Source organism: Pseudomonas sp. RP-B7 (genome assembly GCF_059803535.1).
The window spans coordinates 30719-51490 of record NZ_JAPFHC010000019.1; the positions used below are offsets into that span (position 1 = coordinate 30719).

22 protein-coding genes are annotated in these 20772 nt (G+C 62.1%); 12 read left to right on the forward strand and 10 right to left on the reverse strand.

Annotation, left to right across the window (positions count from 1 at the left end):
• The first annotated feature begins 266 nt into the window (after positions 1 to 266).
• Positions 267 to 1079: an HDOD domain-containing protein gene (locus OPU96_RS17915; RefSeq protein WP_192298234.1), complete on the forward strand. Its 813-nt coding sequence runs from the start codon at positions 267 to 269 to the stop codon at positions 1077 to 1079.
• A 21-nt stretch (positions 1080 to 1100) separates the two neighbouring features.
• Positions 1101 to 1913 carry a bifunctional DNA-formamidopyrimidine glycosylase/DNA-(apurinic or apyrimidinic site) lyase gene (gene mutM, locus OPU96_RS17920; protein ID WP_305391688.1) on the forward strand — a complete coding sequence of 271 codons (813 nt, stop codon included), beginning with the start codon at positions 1101 to 1103 and terminating at the stop codon, positions 1911 to 1913.
• Positions 1914 to 2037: 124 nt separating this feature from the next.
• Here mutM and OPU96_RS17925 read toward each other — a convergent pair whose 3' ends face one another.
• The 5 genes from OPU96_RS17925 to OPU96_RS17945 form a co-directional block, all read right to left on the reverse strand.
• On the reverse strand, positions 2038 to 2289 hold the full coding sequence (locus tag OPU96_RS17925; protein WP_003195146.1) for a YfhL family 4Fe-4S dicluster ferredoxin: 252 nt from the start codon (positions 2287 to 2289) through the stop codon (positions 2038 to 2040).
• Between the two features lie 196 nt (positions 2290 to 2485).
• Complete coding sequence (gene coaD, locus OPU96_RS17930; protein WP_003176711.1) at positions 2486 to 2965, reverse strand: pantetheine-phosphate adenylyltransferase; 480 nt, start codon at positions 2963 to 2965, stop codon at positions 2486 to 2488.
• A 103-nt stretch (positions 2966 to 3068) separates the two neighbouring features.
• Entirely contained in the window at positions 3069 to 4664 is a 1596-nt protein-coding gene (locus tag OPU96_RS17935; protein WP_305391687.1) for a GMC family oxidoreductase, read from the reverse strand.
• Between the two features lie 165 nt (positions 4665 to 4829).
• Positions 4830 to 5375, reverse strand: a complete 546-nt coding sequence (locus OPU96_RS17940; protein ID WP_226454570.1) for a twin-arginine translocation pathway signal protein — start codon at positions 5373 to 5375, stop codon at positions 4830 to 4832.
• 28 nt (positions 5376 to 5403) lie between these two features.
• Entirely contained in the window at positions 5404 to 6831 is a 1428-nt protein-coding gene (locus OPU96_RS17945; protein ID WP_498559440.1) for a coniferyl aldehyde dehydrogenase, read from the reverse strand.
• 147 nt (positions 6832 to 6978) lie between these two features.
• Between OPU96_RS17945 and OPU96_RS17950 the strand changes: the two genes are divergently transcribed.
• Together OPU96_RS17950 and OPU96_RS17955 are read left to right on the forward strand one after the other, a co-directional pair.
• Complete coding sequence (locus OPU96_RS17950; protein ID WP_192297850.1) at positions 6979 to 7650, forward strand: TetR/AcrR family transcriptional regulator; 672 nt, start codon at positions 6979 to 6981, stop codon at positions 7648 to 7650.
• A 33-nt stretch (positions 7651 to 7683) separates the two neighbouring features.
• Positions 7684 to 8538, forward strand: a complete 855-nt coding sequence (locus OPU96_RS17955; RefSeq protein WP_498559441.1) for a sulfurtransferase — start codon at positions 7684 to 7686, stop codon at positions 8536 to 8538.
• A gap of 32 nt (positions 8539 to 8570) precedes the next feature.
• On the opposite strand, the gene OPU96_RS17960 is transcribed toward OPU96_RS17955, so the two are convergent.
• From OPU96_RS17960 to OPU96_RS17975, 4 genes are all read right to left on the reverse strand, one after another.
• On the reverse strand, positions 8571 to 9566 hold the full coding sequence (locus tag OPU96_RS17960) for a hydrolase (RefSeq protein WP_498559442.1): 996 nt from the start codon (positions 9564 to 9566) through the stop codon (positions 8571 to 8573).
• Positions 9567 to 9693: 127 nt separating this feature from the next.
• Entirely contained in the window at positions 9694 to 10311 is a 618-nt protein-coding gene (gene rsmD / locus OPU96_RS17965) for a 16S rRNA (guanine(966)-N(2))-methyltransferase RsmD (protein WP_192301240.1), read from the reverse strand.
• Entirely contained in the window at positions 10311 to 11801 is a 1491-nt protein-coding gene (locus OPU96_RS17970; protein WP_305391684.1) for a M16 family metallopeptidase, read from the reverse strand. Before OPU96_RS17970 ends, rsmD begins: the two co-directional genes overlap by 1 nt.
• Positions 11794 to 13149, reverse strand: coding sequence for a M16 family metallopeptidase (locus tag OPU96_RS17975; protein WP_226454565.1), 1356 nt, complete (start codon positions 13147 to 13149; stop codon positions 11794 to 11796). Before OPU96_RS17975 ends, OPU96_RS17970 begins: the two co-directional genes overlap by 8 nt.
• Before the next feature lie 338 nt (positions 13150 to 13487).
• Between OPU96_RS17975 and ftsY the strand changes: the two genes are divergently transcribed.
• The 4 genes from ftsY to rpoH all read left to right on the forward strand — a co-directional run bounded on the left by ftsY (position 13488) and on the right by rpoH (position 17571).
• Positions 13488 to 14900 (forward strand): signal recognition particle-docking protein FtsY, encoded by a 1413-nt coding sequence (gene ftsY, locus OPU96_RS17980; RefSeq protein WP_226454564.1) that lies wholly within the window; start codon positions 13488 to 13490, stop codon positions 14898 to 14900.
• Positions 14897 to 15568 (forward strand): cell division ATP-binding protein FtsE, encoded by a 672-nt coding sequence (gene ftsE, locus OPU96_RS17985; protein ID WP_135290290.1) that lies wholly within the window; start codon positions 14897 to 14899, stop codon positions 15566 to 15568. The genes ftsY and ftsE overlap by 4 nt, the downstream gene beginning before the upstream one ends.
• Complete coding sequence (gene ftsX / locus OPU96_RS17990; protein WP_192301245.1) at positions 15565 to 16590, forward strand: permease-like cell division protein FtsX; 1026 nt, start codon at positions 15565 to 15567, stop codon at positions 16588 to 16590. The genes ftsE and ftsX overlap by 4 nt, the downstream gene beginning before the upstream one ends.
• A 126-nt stretch (positions 16591 to 16716) precedes the next feature.
• Positions 16717 to 17571, forward strand: a complete 855-nt coding sequence (gene rpoH, locus OPU96_RS17995; protein WP_016972967.1) for an RNA polymerase sigma factor RpoH — start codon at positions 16717 to 16719, stop codon at positions 17569 to 17571.
• Between the two features lie 135 nt (positions 17572 to 17706).
• On the opposite strand, the gene mtgA is transcribed toward rpoH, so the two are convergent.
• Complete coding sequence (gene mtgA, locus OPU96_RS18000; RefSeq protein ID WP_192301246.1) at positions 17707 to 18429, reverse strand: monofunctional biosynthetic peptidoglycan transglycosylase; 723 nt, start codon at positions 18427 to 18429, stop codon at positions 17707 to 17709.
• A gap of 70 nt (positions 18430 to 18499) precedes the next feature.
• Here mtgA and OPU96_RS18005 point away from each other — a divergent pair, with 70 nt between their 5' ends.
• The 4 genes from OPU96_RS18005 to trmB all read left to right on the forward strand — a co-directional run bounded on the left by OPU96_RS18005 (position 18500) and on the right by trmB (position 20732).
• On the forward strand, positions 18500 to 18874 hold the full coding sequence (locus OPU96_RS18005) for a DUF423 domain-containing protein (protein WP_192301247.1): 375 nt from the start codon (positions 18500 to 18502) through the stop codon (positions 18872 to 18874).
• Positions 18875 to 18953: 79 nt separating this feature from the next.
• Positions 18954 to 19154, forward strand: coding sequence for a sulfur carrier protein ThiS (gene thiS, locus OPU96_RS18010; RefSeq protein ID WP_015886354.1), 201 nt, complete (start codon positions 18954 to 18956; stop codon positions 19152 to 19154).
• A gap of 48 nt (positions 19155 to 19202) precedes the next feature.
• Positions 19203 to 19997, forward strand: coding sequence for a thiazole synthase (locus tag OPU96_RS18015; RefSeq protein WP_058426547.1), 795 nt, complete (start codon positions 19203 to 19205; stop codon positions 19995 to 19997).
• Between the two features lie 9 nt (positions 19998 to 20006).
• Positions 20007 to 20732, forward strand: coding sequence for a tRNA (guanosine(46)-N7)-methyltransferase TrmB (gene trmB, locus OPU96_RS18020; protein WP_226454561.1), 726 nt, complete (start codon positions 20007 to 20009; stop codon positions 20730 to 20732).
• Positions 20733 to 20772: the final 40 nt, after the last annotated feature.

The following is a 20772-nucleotide window of genomic DNA, read 5'->3' on the forward strand; positions in this document are numbered from 1 at the left end:
AAAAAAGAGCGGGAGTATACCTGTTGCACGCCGTTTCATGTGGGAGCTGGCTTGCCTGCGATGCAGGCGGCGCGGTGTATCTGACGTACGGCGGTGAGGCCATCGCAGGCAAGCCAGCTCCCACATTGGATCGGGTTTCAGTTCCGGTTTTTGAGGTGTCGGTCAGGTTCCCATAGAGGTTAGAATCCCCGCCTAGCCCAGAGTAAGTACTTATGTCCCAAGAGCTATCCGCCGAACAGATCCAGCAGGCCCTGCAAGGCATCAGTGTGCCGCCTCAACCGCAGATCATGGTGGATCTGCAGATGGAGCAGTACATGCCTGACCCGGACCTGGAAGTGATCGCCCGGCTGATCGCCCAGGACCCGGGCCTGTCCGGGGCGTTGCTGAAGATCGTCAACTCGTCGTATTACGGCTTGAGCAACAAGATCGCCTCGATCCAGCGCGCCGTGAACCTGCTGGGCAGCCGTTCGATCATCAACCTGATCAACGCCCTGTCGATCAAGGGCGAGATGAGCGACGACACCATCGTCACCCTCAACCGCTTCTGGGACACTGCCCAAGACGTGGCCATGACCTGCCTGACCCTGGCCAAGCGCATCGGTGCCCAGGCGGTGGACGAGGCCTACGCCCTCGGCCTGTTCCACGATTGCGGCGTGCCGCTGATGCTCAAGCGCTTCCCCAACTACATGACGGTGCTCGAAGAGGCCTATGCCAACGCCGGCCCCGACTGCCGCGTGGTCGACACCGAGAACAACGCGTTCAACACCAACCACGCGGTGGTCGGCTACTACACCGCCAAATCCTGGCGCCTGCCGGAGCATGTGACCGACGCCATCGCCAACCACCACAACGCCCTGGCGATCTTCAGCGATGAATCGTCGCGCAATCCGCAGCTGAAAAACCTGCTGGCGATCCTCAAAATGGCCGAGCACATCGGCTCGTCGTACCGCGTGCTGGGCAACCAGACTGTCGATCATGAGTGGAATGCCATCGGCCATCTGGTGCTGGACTACGTGGGCCTGTCGGACTACGACTTCGAAAGCATGAAGTTGTCGATCCGCGAACTGGGCGCCCACTGACCCTTCTTTCACGAGGTACGCATGCCCGAGTTACCTGAAGTCGAAACCACCCGGCGCGGGATCGCGCCGCACCTGGAAGGCCAACGCGTCAGCCGTGTGGTGGTCCGTGAGCGGCGCCTGCGCTGGCCGATCCCGGAAGACCTGGATGTGCGCCTGTCCGGGCAGCGCATCGTGCTGGTGGAGCGGCGCGCCAAGTACCTGTTGATCAATGCCGAAGTGGGCACCTTGATCAGCCACCTGGGCATGTCGGGCAACCTGCGCCTGGTGGAGGTCGGCATGCCAGCGGCCAAGCATGAGCATGTGGACATCGAGCTGGAGTCTGGCCTGGCCCTGCGCTACACCGACCCGCGGCGCTTTGGCGCGATGCTCTGGAGCCAGGACCCGCACAACCACGAGCTGCTGCTGCGCCTGGGGCCGGAGCCGTTGACCGACCTGTTCGACGGTGAGCGTTTGTTTCAACTGTCTCGCGGCAAGTCGATGGCGGTGAAGCCGTTCATCATGGACAACGCGGTGGTGGTTGGTGTGGGCAACATCTATGCGACCGAGGCGTTGTTTGCGGCGGGGATTGATCCGCGTCGTGCGGCGGGCGGTATTTCCCGTGGGCGCTATTTGAAGCTGGCGATCGAGATCAAGCGCATCCTGGCCGCTGCGATCGAGCGGGGCGGTACGACATTGCGCGACTTTATCGGTGGGGACGGGCAGCCGGGGTACTTCCAGCAGGAGCTGTTTGTCTATGGCCGGGGGAACGAGGCGTGCAAGGTGTGCGGGACTGAGTTGCGCAATGTGGTACTGGGGCAGCGGGCGAGTGTGTTTTGCCCAAGGTGTCAAAGCTGATTGCGGTGTGAGGGCTGATGCCGCCATCGCGGGCAAGCCCGCTCCCACACTTGATCGGGTTCACACGGTCAAAATGTGGGAGCGGGCTTGCCCGCGATGAGGCCCTTGCAGGCACTGAAAATCTTCAGGCCTTGCCAGTAATCTTGCGGTACTTCTCCATCAACTGCTCTTCCGTCTCCGGATGGGCTTCATCCAGCGGAATGCAATCCACCGGGCAGACCTGCTGGCACTGAGGTTCGTCATAGTGGCCGACGCACTGTGTGCACAGGTTCGGATCGATCACGTAGATCTCTTCACCTTGGGAAATGGCAGCGTTCGGGCACTCGGGTTCGCAGACGTCGCAGTTGATGCAATCGTCGGTGATGATCAGGGACATGGAAACTCCTGCCAGGGCTGTCAGCCAGGGCATCTGAAAACTAATGCGCGCAATTGTGCCGCATTGGCGCCCGCAGTGCGAGCAGCTCTGACCTATGGCTGTAGTGAGCGGGCTGCCCCGCGCTGCGATCGACCAGGCGCCTCAAGCTAACCTGACACACCGCGGGCGCGGGCAAGCCCGCTCACTACGGGCCAAGTTACTTTTTGAAGCGCAGGGTCAGTGCATCGGCGACGGCCGGGTGGACGAACTTGGTGATATCTCCACCCAACGCGGCGATTTCACGAACCAACGTCGAGGAAATGAACGAATAACGTTCCGACGGCGTGAGAAACAGGCTCTCCACGTCCGGCGCCAGTTGGCGGTTCATGTTGGCCAGCTGGAATTCGTATTCGAAGTCCGACACCGCGCGCAGGCCGCGCAGGAACACATTGGCGTTCTGCTCTTTGGCGAAATGCGCCAGCAGCGTCGAGAAGCCCACCACTTCCACATTGGGCAGGTGCTTGGTGACTTCACGCGCCAGCTCCACGCGCTGTTCCAGGGGGAACAGCGGGTTTTTCTTGGGGCTGGCTGCGACCGCGATGATCACATGGTCGAACAAGCGTGAGGCGCGTTCGACCAGATCGCCATGGCCTTTGGTAATCGGGTCGAAAGTACCTGGGTACAACACTCGGTTCATCGCGTCGTCCTGGCGGAGTCCGTTGGGGAACCGGATGGTATCGCAGCCATCCCGGTCGGCCAAGTCGACTTATGTAGATAGAGGCCGCTTATCCGACGTTTTTTCACGCTGTTTTCAGACGTTCGGCCAAGGCAGTGGCCAATTGCGCGGTCAATCCATACACCGACAATTGCGGGTTTGCCCCAATGCTGGTGGGGAATAGCGAGCCATCGTGGATCGACAGGTTGCGTAATTGGTGATGGCGCCCGAGGCTGTCGGCCACCGCATTTTTCGGCTCTTCGCCCATGGCGCAACCGCCCATCACATGGGCGCTGCCCAGGCAGGTGCGGTGCAGTTCCAGCTTCAGGCCTTCGATCAGGGTACGGGCTTCGGCCAGGGTTTTGACGTAGCGCGCATCGTGATGCAGCGGCTTGACCGACTTGGCGCCCGCCGCGAACTGAATCTCGGCCATGCTGTGGAATGCCCGGCGCAGGCCGTCCCAGGCGTAGTCCGAGACCTGATAGTCGAGCACCGGCGTACCGTCGCCGCGCAACTCCACGTTGCCACCGGGGCTGTCGGGGTGAAAGCCATCGCGCAGCAGGGCGAGCATCGCGTGGGTATTGGGCAGTTGGCTCATGTCCAGGGCGTTTTGCGTGCCGTAGCCACCGAGCAGGGTACTGGCCAGCGCCGGGTGCAGGGGCGGCGCCTCAAGCTTGTACGACATTTTGCCGGTGGTGCCGTCCTGCCATTGGAAATGGTCGGAGTAGATCGACTGCGGTGCGCCGTAGAACGGGTTGATCACCTCGTCGAACAGCCCGGCGGAAAAATTCACCAGGTGCAAAAAGGTCCGCTTGCCCAGGCGCGAGTGCGGGTCGGGCGCGTCCGAGCGCATCAGTAGGGCCGGGCTGTTGATGCCGCCGCCAGACAGCACGTAGTGCTTGGCCTTCACGCTGATCCTGCGCCCTGTGGGCGCCACGCACAGGGCGTCCATCGCCACGCATTCCAGGCTGCTGATGGTGTCGCCGGTGAATTTCAGGCGTTCGGCGCGGGCGAGGTAGAGCAGCTCACCGCCTTTTTCCAGGGTGGACGGGATCGTGGTCACCAGCATCGATTGCTTGGCGTTGACCGGGCACCCCATGCCGCAATACCCCAGGTTGAAGCAGCCGCGCACGTTGCGCGGGATCACGTGCCAGCTGTAGCCGAGCTTCTCGCAGCCTTTGCGGATCACCTCGTTGTTGGCATTCGGCGGCATGGCCCAGGGGGCGATGCCCAGGCGCTGCTCCATTTTTTCAAACCACGGCGCCATCTCGGCGCTGCTGTGGCCCTTCACCGCGTATTCGCTGGCCCAGTGGGAAAGGGTGGCGTCTGGTGTGCGAAAGCTCGATGTCCAGTTGATCAGCGTGGTGCCGCCTACCGCCCGACCTTGCAGGATGGTGATCGCGCCGTCCTTGCTCATGCGGCCGATGCCTTCCTGGTACAGGCTGGTGTAGGCCTCGTCTTCGAGCAGCTTGAAGTCGCTGCTGGTCTTGAGCGGGCCCTCCTCGATCAGCAACACTTTGTAGCCGGCGGCACTGAGGATTTCGGCGGTGGTACCGCCCCCGGCGCCGCTGCCGATGATGGCTACGTCGGCTTCCAGGGTCAGGTCGCTGTCGAGGGCAGCGCCATTGTGGGTTTTCCAGCCACGGGCCAGGCCATCACGGAACAGATCGGGTACGGGCATAGACATGCACTCTTGTTGTTATAGGTGTCGGTCGCTACGAAGTTGCAATCAAAATGTGGGAGCGGGCTTGCTCGCGAAGGCGGTACATCAGTGAAGAATGTATTGGCTGACACACCGCTTTCGCGAGCAAGCCCGCTCCCACATTTTGGGTTGGGTTATCAAGGCTTAGATCTTTGGTGGGCCGGGATAGCCGCAGTGGGCCCACGACGCCGGCTGGAAGTACCACGCCATGATCACCAGCTTGAGCAGCGAGCCCTGGCCCATGCGCAACAGGTTCAGGTAACTGTTCTCCCAGCGGTGCAGGAAGTTGCGGATCTGCTCGCTGCTGGCGTTTTCCCAACTGCCCCAGATCCCGGTCAACGGTCCGCGGGTGATGCCCATGCCCAGCACGTCGAACAGTTGCTGGGTGAGCTTGAACATCTCCGGCGACAGGCGTTGCAGGCTGAAGTCGAGCTTTTTCAGCGTGTCTTCCATTGTGCTGGCAACTTCCTGGGCGCTGGCCACGCCTTCAAGCAGTACCGGGATGACGGCGCGCAGGAACGGCAAATCACTGCTGCGCAACATCACAAAACCGCTGGCCGGCGTGCTGCTGGAGCAGCCGCTGAGGCTGGCGCCAAGCCCGGCGGTGGCCAGGAAGGCGCTGGCGCACAGGCCGATTTTCAAGACGCCGCGCCGTGACAGCGCGGGTGTTTCAGTCAGGCTGGGGTTCATTGTTATTGTTATCCCGAGAGTGGCGTGATCAGCGGATAAACAGCTTCTGGATCAACTTCTGGATGGATTTTCCGTACGGCGGGTAGATCAATTTCGCGGCGTTCAGGCGCTGTTTCACCAGCACGCCCTTGGCCTTGCTGAAGGTGAGAAAGCCTTCGTGACCGTGGTAGTGGCCCATGCCCGAGGGGCCGATGCCGCCAAATGGCATGTCGTCCTGGGCCACGTGCAGCAAGGTGTCGTTCAGGCACACGCCGCCGGAATGGGTCTCGTGCAGCACACGCTCCTGTTCGCGCTTGTTGTAGCCGAAGTAATACAGGGCCAGCGGGCGAGGGCGCTGGTTGATGTAGGCGAAGGCCTGGTCGAGGCCGCGATAGGGCACGATGGGCAGCAGCGGGCCGAAGATCTCGTCCTGCATCACCGTCATGTCGTCGCTGACATTCAGCAGCAGGCTGTGGGCCATGCGCCGTGCCTGGCCTTGCTCATACAGCGGGATCAGGGTGGCGCCTTTGTCGGTGGCGTCCTTGGTGTAGGCATTGAGCCGCGCCAATTGCCGTTCGTTGATGATGGCGGTGTAGTCCGGGTTGTCTGCCAGGGTCGGATAAAACCCGCGAATGGCTTGGGTGTAGGCCTCGACGAACCCTTCCACACGATCTTCCGGGACCAGCACGTAGTCCGGCGCCACGCAGGTCTGCCCGGCGTTCAAGGCTTTGCCGAAGGCGATGCGTTCGGCGGCGTCCTTGAGCGGCACATCGGCGGACACGATGGCCGGCGACTTGCCGCCCAGCTCCAGGGTGACCGGCGTGAGGTGCTCGGCCGCCGCGCGCATCACGTGTTTGCCGATGCTGGTGGCGCCGGTGAACAGCAGGTGGTCGAAACGCAGCCTGGAAAACGCCATGCCCACCTCTGCCTCGCCCAGCACCACGCACACCAGGTCCTCGGGAAAGATCTTCGCCAGCAGCGTCTTGAGCAGTTCGCCGGTGGCCGGGGTGGATTCGCTGAGCTTGAGCATCACCCGGTTGCCGGCGGCCAATGCACCGACCAGCGGGCCGATGGCCAGGTACAACGGGTAATTCCAAGGCACGATCACCCCGACCACGCCCAGCGGTTGATAGATGACTTTGGCTGACGCGGGCTGGAAGGCCAGGCCTACGGCGCGGCGCGAAGGCTTCATCCAGCCCTTGAGGTGTTTGCTGGCGTAGTGAATGCCATGCAGGCTGGGCATCAGTTCGGCGAACAGGGTTTCGTCGGCGCTGCGGTGGCTGAAGTCCTGGCTGATCGCGTTGATCAACGCCTGGCGTTCGTCGCTGAGCACGTCGCGCAAGGCCTTGAGCCACTGCTGGCGTTGCGCCGCCGGCGGCATCGGGTTGGCGGCATAGGCGCGCTGTTGGGCGTCGAACAGGTCCTGGAGTTGGTCCAGCGCCTGGGAATCTTGCAGGTAGGCAACGTTGGCAGACATGGCGCAGTTCCCGGTTGTTATAGGTCTGCCTGGATTTTTAGAGTCATTGCTCTAAATTGTCAAATAACATTGCAGCAACATGCAGATTTATCCTGGCCGGGATAGGCCGTAAGATGCCCCATCACGTGTATAGAAGCTGATTCCCCTATGGCACCACGAGTAAAGACCAGCGAGCGCATTGTGCAAACCAGCCTGGAGCTTTTTAACCAGCAGGGCGAGCGCAGTATCAGCACCAACCACATCGCCGCCCACATGGAAATTTCGCCGGGCAACCTGTACTACCACTTCCCCAACAAGCAGGCGATCATCGCCGTGCTGTTCCGTGAATACGAAGCCCTGGTAGACAGTTTTCTGCGCCCGCCCCAGGGGCGCGCCGCCACCGTTGAAGACAAGCGCTTCTACTTGCAGGCCCTGCTGGCCGGCATGTGGCGCTATCGTTTCCTGCACCGCGACCTTGAACATTTGCTGGAAAGCGACCCGGAACTGGCCACTGGCTATCGGCGGTTTTCCCAGCGCTGCCTGACCCAGGGCAACGCCATCTACCGGGGGTTTGTCGATGCCGGCATCCTCAATATGGACCCGATCCAAACCGAAGCCCTGACCCTCAATGCGTGGATTATCCTTACCTCGTGGGTGCGTTTCCTGTGCACCACCAATGAAAACTCCGCCCATTTGAGCGCCGAGGCGATCAAGCGCGGGGTGTATCAAGTGCTGGTGCTGGAGGCGGGGTTTGTCACACCCCAAGCCAAGGATGCGGTGGATGCGTTGTTCAAAGAGTTTTACGTGCCGTTGAATCAGGCACTGGAAGAAGTGAAGTAGGACCTTTCCCGAATCTGTTTACAGGAGTCCGTCATGCCGCTTGCCCAACTGATCAGTCCCTCCCAATTGGCCGAGCGCCAGAAGTCGCCCGGGCTGGTGATCCTGGATTGCCGTTTTGCTCTCGAAGACCCGGATTACGGGCGTTGCAGCTACGCCGAGGGGCATATCGAGGGCGCGCAGTACGCTGACCTAGAGCGCCACCTCAGTGGCCCGGTGATTAAAGGTGTGACCGGCCGTCATCCACTGCCGGCGGCGGACGTTCTGCTTCAACAACTGCAGGCGTGGGGCATCAATGCCGACACCGACGTGGTGCTGTATGACGACGGCCCCGGCGCATACGCCGCCCGGGCGTGGTGGTTGCTGGCCTGGTTGGGCAAGCGCGATGGTGTGTTTATCCTCGATGGTGGCCTCAAGGCCTGGCATGCCGCCGGTTTCCCGTTGAGCCTGGATGCGCCGCTGGTTGCGTCTGGCACCTTTGTCGGCACGCCGGACTACGGTTTGCTGCTGGATGCCGAGCACTTGCAAAAACGCTTGGGCCAGCCAGGTTTGACCCTGATCGATGCCCGCGCACAGGCGCGGTTTCGTGGTGAGGTTGAGCCGATCGACCCGGTTGCCGGGCATATTCCGGGGGCGCAGTGCGCGGCGTTCAGTGAAAACCTGGGCAGCGATGGGCGTTTCCTGCCGGTTGAGCAGCTCAAGCAACGGTTTGCTGAGCAGTTGCAAGGCCGCTCACCGGACGAGTTGGTGGCCTATTGCGGTTCGGGGGTGACGGCGTGTCATAACCTGTTCGCCCTGAGCCTGGCGGGGTACCCATTGGGTAAGTTGTATGCGGGGTCTTGGAGTGAGTGGATTACTGATCCGGCGCGGGCTATTGCAACCGGCGATTGAGCTATCCGGGATGTAAGCCCGCTCCCACATTTTTACCGATGTTGTGTCAGTAGCCATTGTGGGATGCGGCGTTCGAGGTAGTAGCCCGGGTGCTTGAGTGAGCCGTCGACAAATCCCACATGCCCACCTTTGGCGGTCAATTCGAACTCCGTGCAATCCGACAACTCAGCGGCCTCAGGCAAGCTGTGGGCAAACACGAACGGATCATCCGCCGCCTGGATAATCAGCGTCGGCGTGCGGATTTCCCCCAAGTAGTAGCGACTCGACGCCCGTCGGTAATAGTCCTCGGCACTGAGGAAGCCATGCAGTGGCGCAGTCACCCGCCCGTCGAAATCCCAGAACGTGCGCATCTTCTCCAGCGAGCCCAAGGCCTCCAGGGTCTTCAGCCCGTCCGCGCGGCCGTCCTGTAGGAAGCGGCTCTGCTTGACGCGGATATACGCGAGCATCTCGCGCATGAAGTGCTTCTGGTACACCCGCGAAAACCCCAGCCCGATGCGGTCGGCGCATTGATCCAGGCGAAAGGGCACCGACACCGCCGCCGCGCCTTGCAGCCCGCAGGCGCCGCCGGTTTCACCGAGGTGCTTGAGCAGCACGTTGCCACCCAGCGAATACCCCACCGCATACAGCGGCGCCAACGGTCGCTTGGCACGCAGGTGGGCAATTGCGGCGGCCAGGTCTTCGCTGGCGCCTGAGTGATAGCTGCGCGCCAGTAGATTGGGCTCTCCCGAACAGCCACGCCAGTTCAGCGCTGCGCTGGCCCAGCCTTGGCTGGCGAGGGCTTTTTGCAGGCCGGCGACGTAGGGCGAGTTGGATGAACCGGTCAGCCCGTGCAGCACCAGCACCAGCGGCGCTTGGGCGTCGTGGGGGCCGTGCCAGTCGAGGTCGAGGAAGTCACCGTCGTCCAGCCACAGGCGTTCGCGTTGGCGTTCGAGATGGGTAGTGGGGCGCCACAGCGGCCCCCACAGCGTTTGCAGGTGGGGGTTGCCGAGGCCGAAGGCGGGTTTGAACCGGTCTGAAGAGGGAGTCATGAGAATCTCGGTAGCAGGCGAACTCAATGGTGGTGAGCGGGCTCGCCCCGCGCCGGCGGTGTGTCAGGTTAGCTTGAGGCGCCTGGTTGATCGCAGCGCGGGCAAGCCCGCTCACTACAGAGTCCTGCTAGGCGGCGCTTTCGACCAGGCGGTGCCACAACGCGTAATACACCCGACCGGACTTCTGCTCCCGGTGCAGGCGCCAGGCGCCCGGCAGACCCAGTGTGGAAGGTGCGGTCTCGCTTTCAGTGTAGATCCACGCATCGGGAGCCAGCCATTGGCGCTCTTCCAGCAGTGTGCACACGGTCGGCAGCAGGTTCTGGTTGAACGGCGGGTCGAGGAACACCACGTCGTACTCGCTGGCTGGTTGGGTTTCCAGGTAGCGCAGGGCATCGGCAGTCTGCACCTGGCCGTTGGTGCAGCGCAGGGTGCCCAGGTGTTCCTTGAGGCTGGAGACCGCCACGTTGCTCGCGTCCAGCGCCTGGGCCTGGGCGGCGCCACGGGACAGCGCCTCCAGGAACAGCGCACCGCTGCCTGCGAACGGGTCCAGTACCTTGGCACCGCCGATGTACGGCGCGAGCCAGTTGAACAGGGTTTCACGCACGCGATCCGGCGTTGGGCGCAGGCCCACGACATCGGGGAAGCTCAGCTTGCGGCTGCCCCATTCACCGCCAATGATGCGCAGTTGGCCCACACCGTTGTGGACGTTGTGGACAGGTTTTTTCGGGCGAGATGAACTGGCCATTAATGCTCCGGAACCCCGAGCGGCTGCTCGGCGGGTTTATCAGTGGGGGGCGGTAGTGGCTTTTGCGCAGTCGTCGGGCCGGCGGTCACGATGACCATCTTGTCGGCGCTCAAGTGTTTGTTCATTGCAGCCTTGACCTGCTCTACGGTCAGGGCCTGGGATTGTTTCATGAAATCTTCCAGATAGCTCAGCGGCAGGTTGTAGAAACCCATCGCACCCAGCTGCCCGACGATATCGGCGTTGCTCGCGGTAGACAGAGGGAAGCTGCCGGCCAGTTCGCGCTTGGCGTCATCCAGTTCCTTTTGTGTCGGGCCGGTCTTGAGGTAGTCGGCGACAACATCCTCGACCAGGCGCAGGGTGCCGCCGCTCATTTCGGCTCGGGTCTGCAGGTTGATCATGAACGGGCCGCGCGCCTGCATCGGGGAGAAGCCGGAGTAGACGCCGTAGGTCAGGCCGCGTTTTTCGCGCACTTCGCTCATCAGGCGCGTGCCGAAACCGCCGCCGCCGAGGATCTGGTTGCCCAGGGACAAGGCTGCGTAGTCCGGGTCGGTGCGATCGATGCCGAGCTGGGCGAACAATAGGTGTGTCTGCTTGGACGGAAACTCGATATGGCTCAGGCCGGCTTTAGGTTCGCTCGGCTGGGCGATCTTCGCCAGTGCCGGGCCTTTGGGCAGCGATGCGGACACCTTGGCGGTCATGGCTTCGGCTTCGGCGCGGGTGAGGTCGCCTACGACTGCAATCACGGCGTTACCCGCTGCGTATGCCTTGGCGTGGAACGCCTGCAACTGCGCCAGGCTGATCTTCGGAACGCTCTCGGGAGTGCCTTCGCTCGGGTGTGCGTAAGGGTGGTCGCCATAAAGACGCTTGAACAGCTCAAGGCTGGCCAGCTTGGCCGGGTTTTGCTTCTGGTATTCGAAGCCCGCGAGGATCTGGTTCTTGATCCGGGCCAGGGAGTCGGCCGGGAACGTCGGCTTGCCGATCACCTCGTCAAACAGCGACAGCGCGGCGTCGCGCTTGTCGCTGGCGCTCAGGCTGCGCAGCGACACCAGCGCCATGTCGCGGAAGGCGCCATTGCCGAAGTCTGCGCCCAGGCCTTCAAAGTCGCGGGCGATCTGGCTGACATCCTTGCCCGGCACGCCTTCGTTGAGCATGGCGTTGGTCATCAACGCCAGGCCCGGCACGTTGCCGTCCTGGCTGCTGCCGGCGGCGAACAGGATGCGCATGTCGAACATCGGCAGTTCATGGGCTTCGACGAACAGTACTTTGGCGCCCTCGGCGGTGGTCCAGGTTTGTACGTCGAGCTTGCGGTTGGTCGGCGCCTTGCCGTCCAGCTCCGCAAGGGATTGCAGCTTGTTGGCCGATTGGGCTTTTTCCAGCGCCGGGCTGGCGATGGATTCGCTCGGGCGCAGGAAATACACGGCGCCGGCGGCGACCAGGGTGACGGCGATCAGGCCGGGCAGGATCAGGCGGCTGCTTTTGCGATCACTCATGAGCGGTCTCCTCAGGCAGTACGTGGGCGACGCTGAGACGTTCGCGGGTGAAGTAGGTGCGGGCGGCTTTCTGGATGTCTTGCGGGGTCACGCTTTGCAGTTCGGCAAGCTCGGTGTCCATCAGCTTCCAGGACAGGCCGACGGTTTCCAGCGAGCCGATGGCCGTGGCCTGGCTGGTGATGGAGTCACGCTGGTAGACCAGGCCGGCGATGACCTGGGCGCGGATGCGTTCCAGTTCTGCGGCGGTTGGCGGCTTGGCCTTGAGTTCATCCAGCAGGCGCCACAGGCCGGCTTCGGCTTGGGCAATGGTCTTTTTCTTCTGCTGGTTCGGCGTGGCCGAGAGGGTGAACAGGCTGTCGCCACGGGTGTAGGCGTCGTAGTTGGTGGAGGCGGCGGAGACCAGCTCTTCACCACGCTCCAGCTGTTCGGAGATGCGTGCGCTGTAGCCGCCGTCCAGCAGCGCCGAGATCAGGCGCAGGGCCTGGACCGAGCGTTTGTCTTCGGCGGTGGCCAGGCCCGGCACGTTGAAGCCGAGGATCACGCTGGGCAGTTGGGTCTGCACTTTCATGGTCAGCAGGCGCTCGCCGGGCTCGGCCAGTTCCATCGGCACCTTGGCCGGTGGCACGTCACGCTTGGGGATCGGGCCGAAGTAGCGCTGGGCAAGGGTCTTGACCTCGTCCGGGGTCACATCGCCGACCACCACCAGGGTGGCGTTGTTCGGCACGTACCAGGCCTGATACCAGTGGCGCAGTTCTTCGACCTTCATGCGGTCCAGGTCAGCCATCCAGCCGATGGTCGGCGTGTGATAGCCGCTGGCCGGGAAGGCCATGGCCTTGAAGCGTTCGTAGGCCTTGGACATCGGGTTGTCGTCGGTGCGCAGGCGGCGTTCTTCCTTGATGACCTCGATTTCGCGGCTGAACTCGTCGGCCGGCAGGCGCAGGCTGGCCATGCGGTCGGCTTCCAGTTCGAAGGCGACGCCCAGGCGGTCACGGGCCAGTACCTGGTAGTAGGCGGTGTAGTCGTCGCTGGTAAAGGCGTTCTCTTCGGCGCCCAGGTCACGCAGGATCAGCGAGGCTTCGCCGGGGCCGACCTTGGCGCTGCCCTTGAACATCATGTGTTCCAAGGCATGGGACAAACCGGTCTGGCCCGGGGTTTCGTAGCTCGAGCCCACCTTGTACCAGACCTGGGACACCACCACTGGCGCACGATGGTCTTCGCGCACGACGACTTTGAGGCCGTTATCCAGGGTGAATTCGTGGGTGGGTTGTGGGTCGGCAGCCAAGGCTGAAAGGGGCAGACAAACTGTGCTGAGCAGCAGGCCTGCGGCGCGGCGGGCTAGAGCATTCATTCGTTTTTAAACCTGTTGGGCTGCCCGCTTGGTCTTAGCGTCGGCGGGCGAGGAGGTGCTAGGATACTGATCCGATTTAGGGACGGCCACTGCGGCAGTCATCTTGTCCCGGATCAAGTCGTAGGAATGTTGGAATAGACCCTCGGTTTCCCCGACGATCTTCCACTTTTCGCCGATTTTATCGCTTCAGTCCTATATTGAATCGATTTGTAGAGGCCTTTATTTACGCCTTACAAAATGTTGCGCATGAACAAGCGAGCCTTAAAGCAGTCTGTTCTGCATCGAATTTATTTACCGAGGCGCCCTGGCGCATCGCTACCTTGAGATAGCCGTCCTCCATGTTTGGTTCCAACGACGACAAGAAGAGCCCAGCTGCGGCTGGCGAGAAAAAAGGCCTGTTCGGATGGCTGCGCAAAAAGCCGCAGGAAACCGTCGTCGAACAGCCACAGGTCCAGCCTGAGCCGATTCCAGCGCCCATCGTGGACGCCGAGCCGATGGTCGAAACCCCTGCGCCGGTGGTACTGCCGCTGGTTGAGCCGGTGTTGCAGCCGGTCGTGGAGGCCGCGCCAGAACCCGAGCCAGAACCCGAGCATAAGCCTTGGCCGGAACTGCCAGTCGCCGAAGAGCCGGTGGCGTTGGTTGAAGACGTTCAGGCCGAACACGTAGCACCACCGATTCCTGCTGTGGTTGAACCCGTGGAAGACGTGGTGGTGCAGGCGCCGCCAGTTGTCGAAGTCGCAGCGCCTGTTGCTGTGGTCGCGGCCGCTGTGCCTGCGGTTGTCGAGCCAGAGCCGGTCGTCGCAGCCGTTGCCGAAACCAGCAAGACCGGCTTTTTCGCCCGCCTCAAGCAAGGCCTGAGCAAGACCAGCGCCAGCATCGGCGAAGGCATGGCCAGTCTGTTCCTCGGCAAGAAAGTCATCGACGACGAGCTGCTGGAAGACATCGAGACCCGTCTGCTCACCGCCGACGTGGGTGTCGAAGCCACCGCCGTGATCATCCAGAGCCTGACCCAGAAGGTCGCGCGCAAGCAACTGACCGACGCCGACGCCCTCTACAAATCGCTGCAGGCCGAGCTGGCCGCGATGCTCAAGCCGGTGGAAGCACCGTTGGTGATCACGCCGAACAAGCCGTTCGTGATCCTGGTGGTTGGCGTCAATGGCGCCGGCAAGACCACCACCATCGGCAAGCTGGCCAAGAAGCTGCAGTCCGAAGGCAAGAAAGTCATGCTGGCAGCGGGCGACACCTTCCGTGCCGCGGCCGTGGAACAGCTGCAAGTGTGGGGCGAGCGCAACAAGATCCCGGTGATCGCCCAGCACACGGGTGCCGATTCCGCTTCGGTGATCTTTGATGCCGTGCAGGCCGCCAAGGCCCGCAACATCGATGTGTTGATCGCCGATACCGCCGGCCGCCTGCACACCAAAGACAATTTGATGGAAGAGCTGAAGAAGGTCCGCCGCGTGATCGGCAAGCTCGACGCAGACGCACCGCACGAAGTACTGCTGGTGCTGGATGCTGGCACCGGCCAGAACGCCATCAGCCAGGCCAAACAATTCAACCAGACGGTGCAACTGACCGGCCTGGCATTGACTAAGCTCGACGGCACGGCCAAGGGCGGCGTGATCTTTGCCCTGGCCAAACAGTTCGGGTTGCCGATTCGTTATATCGGTGTCGGTGAAGGCATCGACGACCTGCGCACCTTTGAAGCCGAACCCTTTGTACAGGCACTTTTCGCCGAGCGGGAGCGTTCATGATTCGATTCGAACAGGTCGGTAAACGCTATGCCAACGGGCATGTGGGCTTGCATGAGCTGAGCTTTCGAGTGCGTCGCGGCGAATTCTTGTTTGTCACCGGTCATTCCGGTGCCGGTAAAAGTACCTTGCTGCGCCTGTTGCTGGCCATGGAGCGTCCGACCACGGGCAAACTGCTGCTGGCCGGCCAGGACCTGGCCACCATCAGCAATGCACAGATTCCGTACCTGCGCCGTCAGATCGGCGTGGTGTTCCAGAACCACCAGTTGCTGTTCGATCGCACGGTGTTCAACAACGTTGCGCTGCCCTTGCAGATCCTCGGGCTGTCCAAGGCCGAGATCGTCAAGCGCGTGGACTCGGCCCTGGAGCGCGTGGCGCTGTCGGACAAGACCGACCTCTACCCCGGCGACCTGTCCACCGGCCAGCAACAGCGCGTCGGCATCGCCCGCGCCATCGTCCACCGCCCGGCCTTGCTGCTGGCGGACGAACCCACCGGTAACCTCGACCCACGCCTGGCGGCCGAGATCATGGGCGTGTTCGAAGACATCAACCGCCTGGGCACCAGCGTGCTGATTGCCAGTCACGACCTGGCGCTGATCGCCCGCATGCGCCATCGCATGCTGACCCTGCAACGCGGCCGCCTGATCGGTGACGGGGAGGCTGGCGTATGAGTGCTACCCGCAGCCCCAAGGTTTCCGAACGCGTGGCGCCGAAAGCCGCCGACCCGCAACCGCAGAAAAAGAAAAAACACGACGATGACGACGGCCCGGACTTCGGCACGCTGCTGCGCGCCTGGATCGAAAGCCATCGCGCCAGCCTGCTCGACAGCCTGCGTCGCCTGGGCAAGCAGCCGATTGGCAGCTTTTTCACCTGCCTGGTGATGGCCGTGGCCTTGAGCCTGCCGATGGGCTTGTCGCTGCTGCTTAATAATGTGGAGCGCCTGGGCGGTTCCTGGCAGCGTGCGGCGCAGATTTCGCTGTACCTGAATATCGACGCCAGCAGTAAAGAGGGCGAAGCGCTGCGCGACCAGATCAAGAACATCCCGGGCGTGGCAGAGGCCGAGTACATCAGCCGCGATCAGGCGCTTGAGGAGTTCCAGCAGCAATCCGGCCTGGGCGAGGCGCTCAAGGAACTGCCGCAGAACCCGCTGCCGGGTGTGGTGCTGGTGACGCCAAACGAAGTCGACAAGCCAACCCTGGAGGCCCTGCGACAAAAACTCGCAGAGATGCCCAAGGTGCAACAGGCGCAACTTGATCTAGTCTGGGTGGAGCGCCTGGCGGCAATCCTCAAGCTGGGCGATCGTTTTGTGTTCGGTCTGACGGTGCTGTTGGTGTCTGCATTACTTTTGGTGATAGGTAATACCATTCGTCTTCATATTGAAAACCGTCGCACCGAGATAGAAGTGATTAAACTGGTCGGCGGCACGGACAGCTATGTGCGTCGTCCTTTTCTGTACATGGGCGCGCTTTATGGCTTCGGTGCCGGGATTTTCTCCTGGGGGCTGTTGGCGTTTGGCCTGGACTGGCTGAACGACGCGGTTGTCGGGCTGGCCGGTTTGTACGGCAGCGATTTTGCCTTGGCCGGGGTGCCGGTAGCCGATGGTCTGAGCCTCTTGCTTGGCGCGGTATTGTTGGGGTATATCGGTGCGTGGATTGCGGTCGCTCGTCATTTACGTGAGCTGGCACCGAAGTAGTTAATGTCAGATTAATGTGGTTTCGTTTGTATTGACCGTATCAGTGGTTTAGGGAACTTGTCCTACGGTTCCCGGTCAATTTTCGCAGTGCTGAACTGCACGAGTTATGTAAGTCGGAGGTTTCGTATGACCACTTCTTTGCAACCTGCTTATGCTCTGGTCCCAGGTGCGAACCTGGAGGCGTATGTGCACACGGTCAACAGCATTCCATTGCTGACGCCCGAGCAGGAGCGTGAACTGGCCGAGAGTCTCTACTATGAGCAGGATTTGGGGGCGGCTCGGCAGATGGTGCTCGCCCACCTGCGTTTTGTCGTACATATCGCCCGTAGCTATAGCGGCTACGGCCTGGCGCAGGCTGACCTGATCCAGGAAGGCAACGTCGGCCTGATGAAGGCTGTAAAGCGCTTCAACCCGGAAATGGGCGTGCGCCTGGTGTCGTTTGCCGTGCACTGGATCAAGGCGGAAATCCACGAGTTCATCCTGCGCAACTGGCGCATCGTGAAAGTCGCGACCACCAAGGCCCAGCGCAAACTGTTCTTCAACCTGCGCAGCCAGAAAAAACGCCTGGCGTGGCTGAACAACGAGGAAGTCCACCGCGTGGCTGAAAGCCTCGGCGTGGAGCCTCGTGAAGTACGCGAGATGGAAAGCCGCCTGACCGGCCATGACATGGCCTTCGACCCGGCTGCCGAAGCAGACGACGACAGCGCCTTCCAATCGCCGGCCAACTACCTGGAAGACCACCGGTACGACCCGGCGCGTCAACTGGAGGATGCGGACTGGAGCGACAACTCCAACCACAACCTGCACGAAGCCCTGGAAGTGCTGGACGACCGCAGCCGTGACATTCTCTACCAGCGCTGGCTGGCAGAAGACAAAGCCACGCTGCACGACCTGGCGCAGAAGTACAACGTATCGGCCGAGCGGATTCGTCAGCTTGAAAAAAGCGCGATGAACAAGCTGAAACTGTCCATCGCCGCCTAAAGCGCGGGTTTCGAAACCAACACGATCGAATGTGGGAGCGGGCTTGCCCGCGAAAGCGGAGTGTCAGTCGCCAGAGATGCTGGCTGATACACCGCATTCGCGGGCAAGCCCGCTCCCACATTTTTTTGTGTTGTGTCAGTCGGACCAGGGGGCTTTTCGGGAGCTGTTCAGCTCGAGCAGGTAGCCATCGCCGCCCAACTGGCCCATCTGCTGGCGAATCCACGCCGCGCGCCGCGCCACGTACGCCGTCGGATGGCTGGCACTCCACACTCGCGGGTTCGGCAACACCGCAGCCAGATAGCTGGCCTGCTGTCGCGACAGGGCCTTGGCACTCACCCCAAAGTGATGCCGCGCCGCCGCTTCTGCGCCAAACACACCCTCATCCCATTCCACGCTATTGAGGTACACCTCAAGAATCCGCTGCTTGGGCCACAACACCTCGATCAGCCCGGTAAACCAGGCCTCCAGGCCTTTGCGCAGATAACTGCGGCCGGCCCACAAGAACAGGTTTTTCGACACCTGCTGGCTCAAGGTACTGGCGCCGCGAATCGAGCCGCCGCGCTCGTTGTGCAGGAGCGCCGCCTGGATCGCGCCGAAATCGAAACCCCAGTGCTGCGGGAAACGCTGGTCTTCGCCGGCCATCACCGCCACTTTGAGTTCGTCGGAGATCTCCTCCCACGGCACCCAGCTGCGTTGCAGGTCAATGGGTTCGCCATCGATCCAGGATTCGATCTTGCGCTCGACCATCAACGCGGTGAACGGAGGCGGAACGATACGGAACAGCAGCACGAGCAAAACGCTGCCGATCGCAAACCATTTCACGACTTTGAGAAAACGACTGAAGAGGACACGCAGCATAGAGATGGCTTGGCCGAACCCGTTGAGCGGGCCATTATACAGACCCTGCCCCTTGTGACTGGAGTTCCTCATGCTGCGTGGCTTTCTGATGTTGGCTGCCTTTTTTGGCTTTACGGGTGTCGCCCTTGGCGCGTTCGCCGCTCACGGCCTGAAAAACCGCCTGAGCGCCGAGTACCTGGCGATCTTCCACACCGGCGTGACCTACCAGTTGGTGCACACCCTGGCCCTGTTCGGCGTGGCACTGCTGGCGGCGCACCTGCCTGGTCGCCTGGTGACCTGGGCAGGCGTTTCGTTTGTGGTCGGTATCCTCTTGTTCTCCGGCAGTCTGTACGTGCTGACGATGACCGGCATCAGCAAGCTCGGCATCATCACCCCGTTTGGCGGCCTGGCATTCCTGCTCGGCTGGTTCCTGCTGGGGCTGGCTGCATGGCGCTTGCAGCTGTGACCGCTTGACGCTTGGTGCTGACCTTCCGGTCTCAATCACGCTAGAATGCGGGCCCCTAAAAACGATGGCGGCCCGTGGCATGCGCATTCAGTTGAACGGCGAATCCTTTGAACTGCCCGACGGTGAAACCGTTGCGGCCCTGCTGACCCGTCTGGACTTGACCGGACGTCGTGTCGCAGTGGAACTCAACCTGGATATTGTCCCGCGTAGCCTGCACGCCGAGACCGCGCTCACCGAAGGTGACCAGGTCGAAGTGGTCCACGCCATCGGTGGCGGCTAGTCGCCGGCCCGAATTCTGCAGAACCTCACCCCATTACGAGGATTTCCCATGAGCATCGTTCGTAGCGACAAGCCCTTCGTCCTGGCCGGTCGTACCTACCAGTCCCGTCTGCTGGTCGGCACCGGCAAGTACCGCGACATGGAAGAAACCCGCCTGGCCATCGAAGCCTCGGGCGCCGAGATCGTGACTTTCGCCGTACGCCGTACCAACCTCGGCCAGATCGAAGGCGAACCGAACCTGCTCGAAGTCCTGTCGCCGGATCGCTACACCTTCCTGCCGAACACCGCCGGTTGCTACGACGCCATCGAAGCCGTGCGCACCTGCCGCCTGGCGCGTGAGCTGCTCGACGGCCACAACCTGGTGAAGCTGGAAGTGCTGGCCGACCAGAAAACCCTGTTCCCCAACGTGATCGAAACCCTCAAGGCCGCCGAAACCCTGGTCAAGGAAGGTTTCGACGTGATGGTCTACACCAGCGATGACCCGATCATCGCGCGCCAACTGGCAGAAATCGGCTGCATCGCCGTGATGCCGTTGGCCGGACTGATCGGTTCCGGCCTGGGTATCTGCAATCCGTACAACCTGCAGATCATCCTTGAAGAAGCCAAGATCCCGGTGCTGGTGGATGCGGGCGTGGGCACCGCCTCCGACGCAACCATCGCCATGGAACTGGGCTGCGACGCGGTGCTGATGAACTCGGCCATCGCCCATGCCCAGCAGCCGATCCTGATGGCCGAAGCCATGAACCACGCGATCGTCGCGGGCCGCCTGGCCTACCTCGCCGGCCGCATGCCGAAAAAACTCTACGCCAGCGCCTCTTCGCCGCTGGATGGTCTGATCAAGTAAGAGCCATTGATGACTGAATCAAACGAAACGCCGAACACCCTGGAAGAAGGCGACGAGTCCAAGCACCGCCGCATCAAGAGCTTTGTGATGCGCGCCGGTCGCATGACCGAAGGCCAGCAAAAGGGCCTGGAACAGGGGACGCCGCTGTTCGTGTTGCCCCTGGCCGACGCGCCGGTGGACTACGACCAAGTGTTCGGCCGTTCGGCCCCGCGCTCCCTGGAAATCGGCTTCGGCATGGGGCACTCCCTGCTGGAAATGGCTGCGGCCTCGCCGGAGCAGGATTTCATCGGCGTTGAAGTGCACCGTCCGGGTGTCGGCGCGCTGCTCAATGGCGTGCTGACCCAGGGCCTGACCAACCTGCGCGTGTACGACTGCGACGCGATCGAGGTGCTCAACCGTTGTATCGCCGATAACAGCCTCGACCGCCTGATGCTGTTCTTCCCGGACCCATGGCACAAAGCCCGTCACCACAAGCGTCGCATCGTCCAGGCCTCCTTCGCGGAACTGGTGCGCAGCAAGCTGAAAGTGGGCGGCGTCCTGCACATGGCTACCGACTGGGAACCGTATGCGGAATACATGCTGGAAGTGATGGATGTCGCGCCTGGCTATCGCAACCTGGCCGAAGACGGCAAATGCGTGCCGCGCCCGGCCGAGCGGCCGATCACCAAGTTCGAACGTCGCGGTGAGCGACTCGGGCATGGCGTGTGGGATTTGAAGTTCGAGAAAATCGACTGACAGACTTCCAGCCTGGAATGCGGTCAAAAATGTGGGAGCG

Bases quoted from the DNA above. Each gene is read 5' to 3' on its own strand.
- rsmD (WP_192301240.1), bottom strand. From the start codon at position 10,311: ATGGCCAGTTCATCTCGCCCGAAAAAACCTGTCCACAACGTCCACAAC.
- OPU96_RS17970 (WP_305391684.1), bottom strand. From the start codon at position 11,801: ATGAGTGATCGCAAAAGCAGCCGCCTGATCCTGCCCGGCCTGATCGCC.
- ftsX (WP_192301245.1), top strand. From the start codon at position 15,565: ATGAGTGCTACCCGCAGCCCCAAGGTTTCCGAACGCGTGGCGCCGAAA.
- OPU96_RS17925 (WP_003195146.1), bottom strand. From the start codon at position 2,289: ATGTCCCTGATCATCACCGACGATTGCATCAACTGCGACGTCTGCGAA.
- mtgA (WP_192301246.1), bottom strand. From the start codon at position 18,429: ATGCTGCGTGTCCTCTTCAGTCGTTTTCTCAAAGTCGTGAAATGGTTT.
- OPU96_RS17940 (WP_226454570.1), bottom strand. From the start codon at position 5,375: ATGAACCCCAGCCTGACTGAAACACCCGCGCTGTCACGGCGCGGCGTC.
- rpoH (WP_016972967.1), top strand. From the start codon at position 16,717: ATGACCACTTCTTTGCAACCTGCTTATGCTCTGGTCCCAGGTGCGAAC.
- OPU96_RS17950 (WP_192297850.1), top strand. From the start codon at position 6,979: ATGGCACCACGAGTAAAGACCAGCGAGCGCATTGTGCAAACCAGCCTG.
- OPU96_RS18005 (WP_192301247.1), top strand. From the start codon at position 18,500: ATGCTGCGTGGCTTTCTGATGTTGGCTGCCTTTTTTGGCTTTACGGGT.
- thiS (WP_015886354.1), top strand. From the start codon at position 18,954: ATGCGCATTCAGTTGAACGGCGAATCCTTTGAACTGCCCGACGGTGAA.
- mutM (WP_305391688.1), top strand. From the start codon at position 1,101: ATGCCCGAGTTACCTGAAGTCGAAACCACCCGGCGCGGGATCGCGCCG.
- trmB (WP_226454561.1), top strand. From the start codon at position 20,007: ATGACTGAATCAAACGAAACGCCGAACACCCTGGAAGAAGGCGACGAG.
- OPU96_RS18015 (WP_058426547.1), top strand. From the start codon at position 19,203: ATGAGCATCGTTCGTAGCGACAAGCCCTTCGTCCTGGCCGGTCGTACC.
- OPU96_RS17945 (WP_498559440.1), bottom strand. From the start codon at position 6,831: ATGTCTGCCAACGTTGCCTACCTGCAAGATTCCCAGGCGCTGGACCAA.
- OPU96_RS17960 (WP_498559442.1), bottom strand. From the start codon at position 9,566: ATGACTCCCTCTTCAGACCGGTTCAAACCCGCCTTCGGCCTCGGCAAC.
- ftsY (WP_226454564.1), top strand. From the start codon at position 13,488: ATGTTTGGTTCCAACGACGACAAGAAGAGCCCAGCTGCGGCTGGCGAG.
- ftsE (WP_135290290.1), top strand. From the start codon at position 14,897: ATGATTCGATTCGAACAGGTCGGTAAACGCTATGCCAACGGGCATGTG.
- coaD (WP_003176711.1), bottom strand. From the start codon at position 2,965: ATGAACCGAGTGTTGTACCCAGGTACTTTCGACCCGATTACCAAAGGC.
- OPU96_RS17955 (WP_498559441.1), top strand. From the start codon at position 7,684: ATGCCGCTTGCCCAACTGATCAGTCCCTCCCAATTGGCCGAGCGCCAG.
- OPU96_RS17935 (WP_305391687.1), bottom strand. From the start codon at position 4,664: ATGCCCGTACCCGATCTGTTCCGTGATGGCCTGGCCCGTGGCTGGAAA.
- OPU96_RS17975 (WP_226454565.1), bottom strand. From the start codon at position 13,149: ATGAATGCTCTAGCCCGCCGCGCCGCAGGCCTGCTGCTCAGCACAGTT.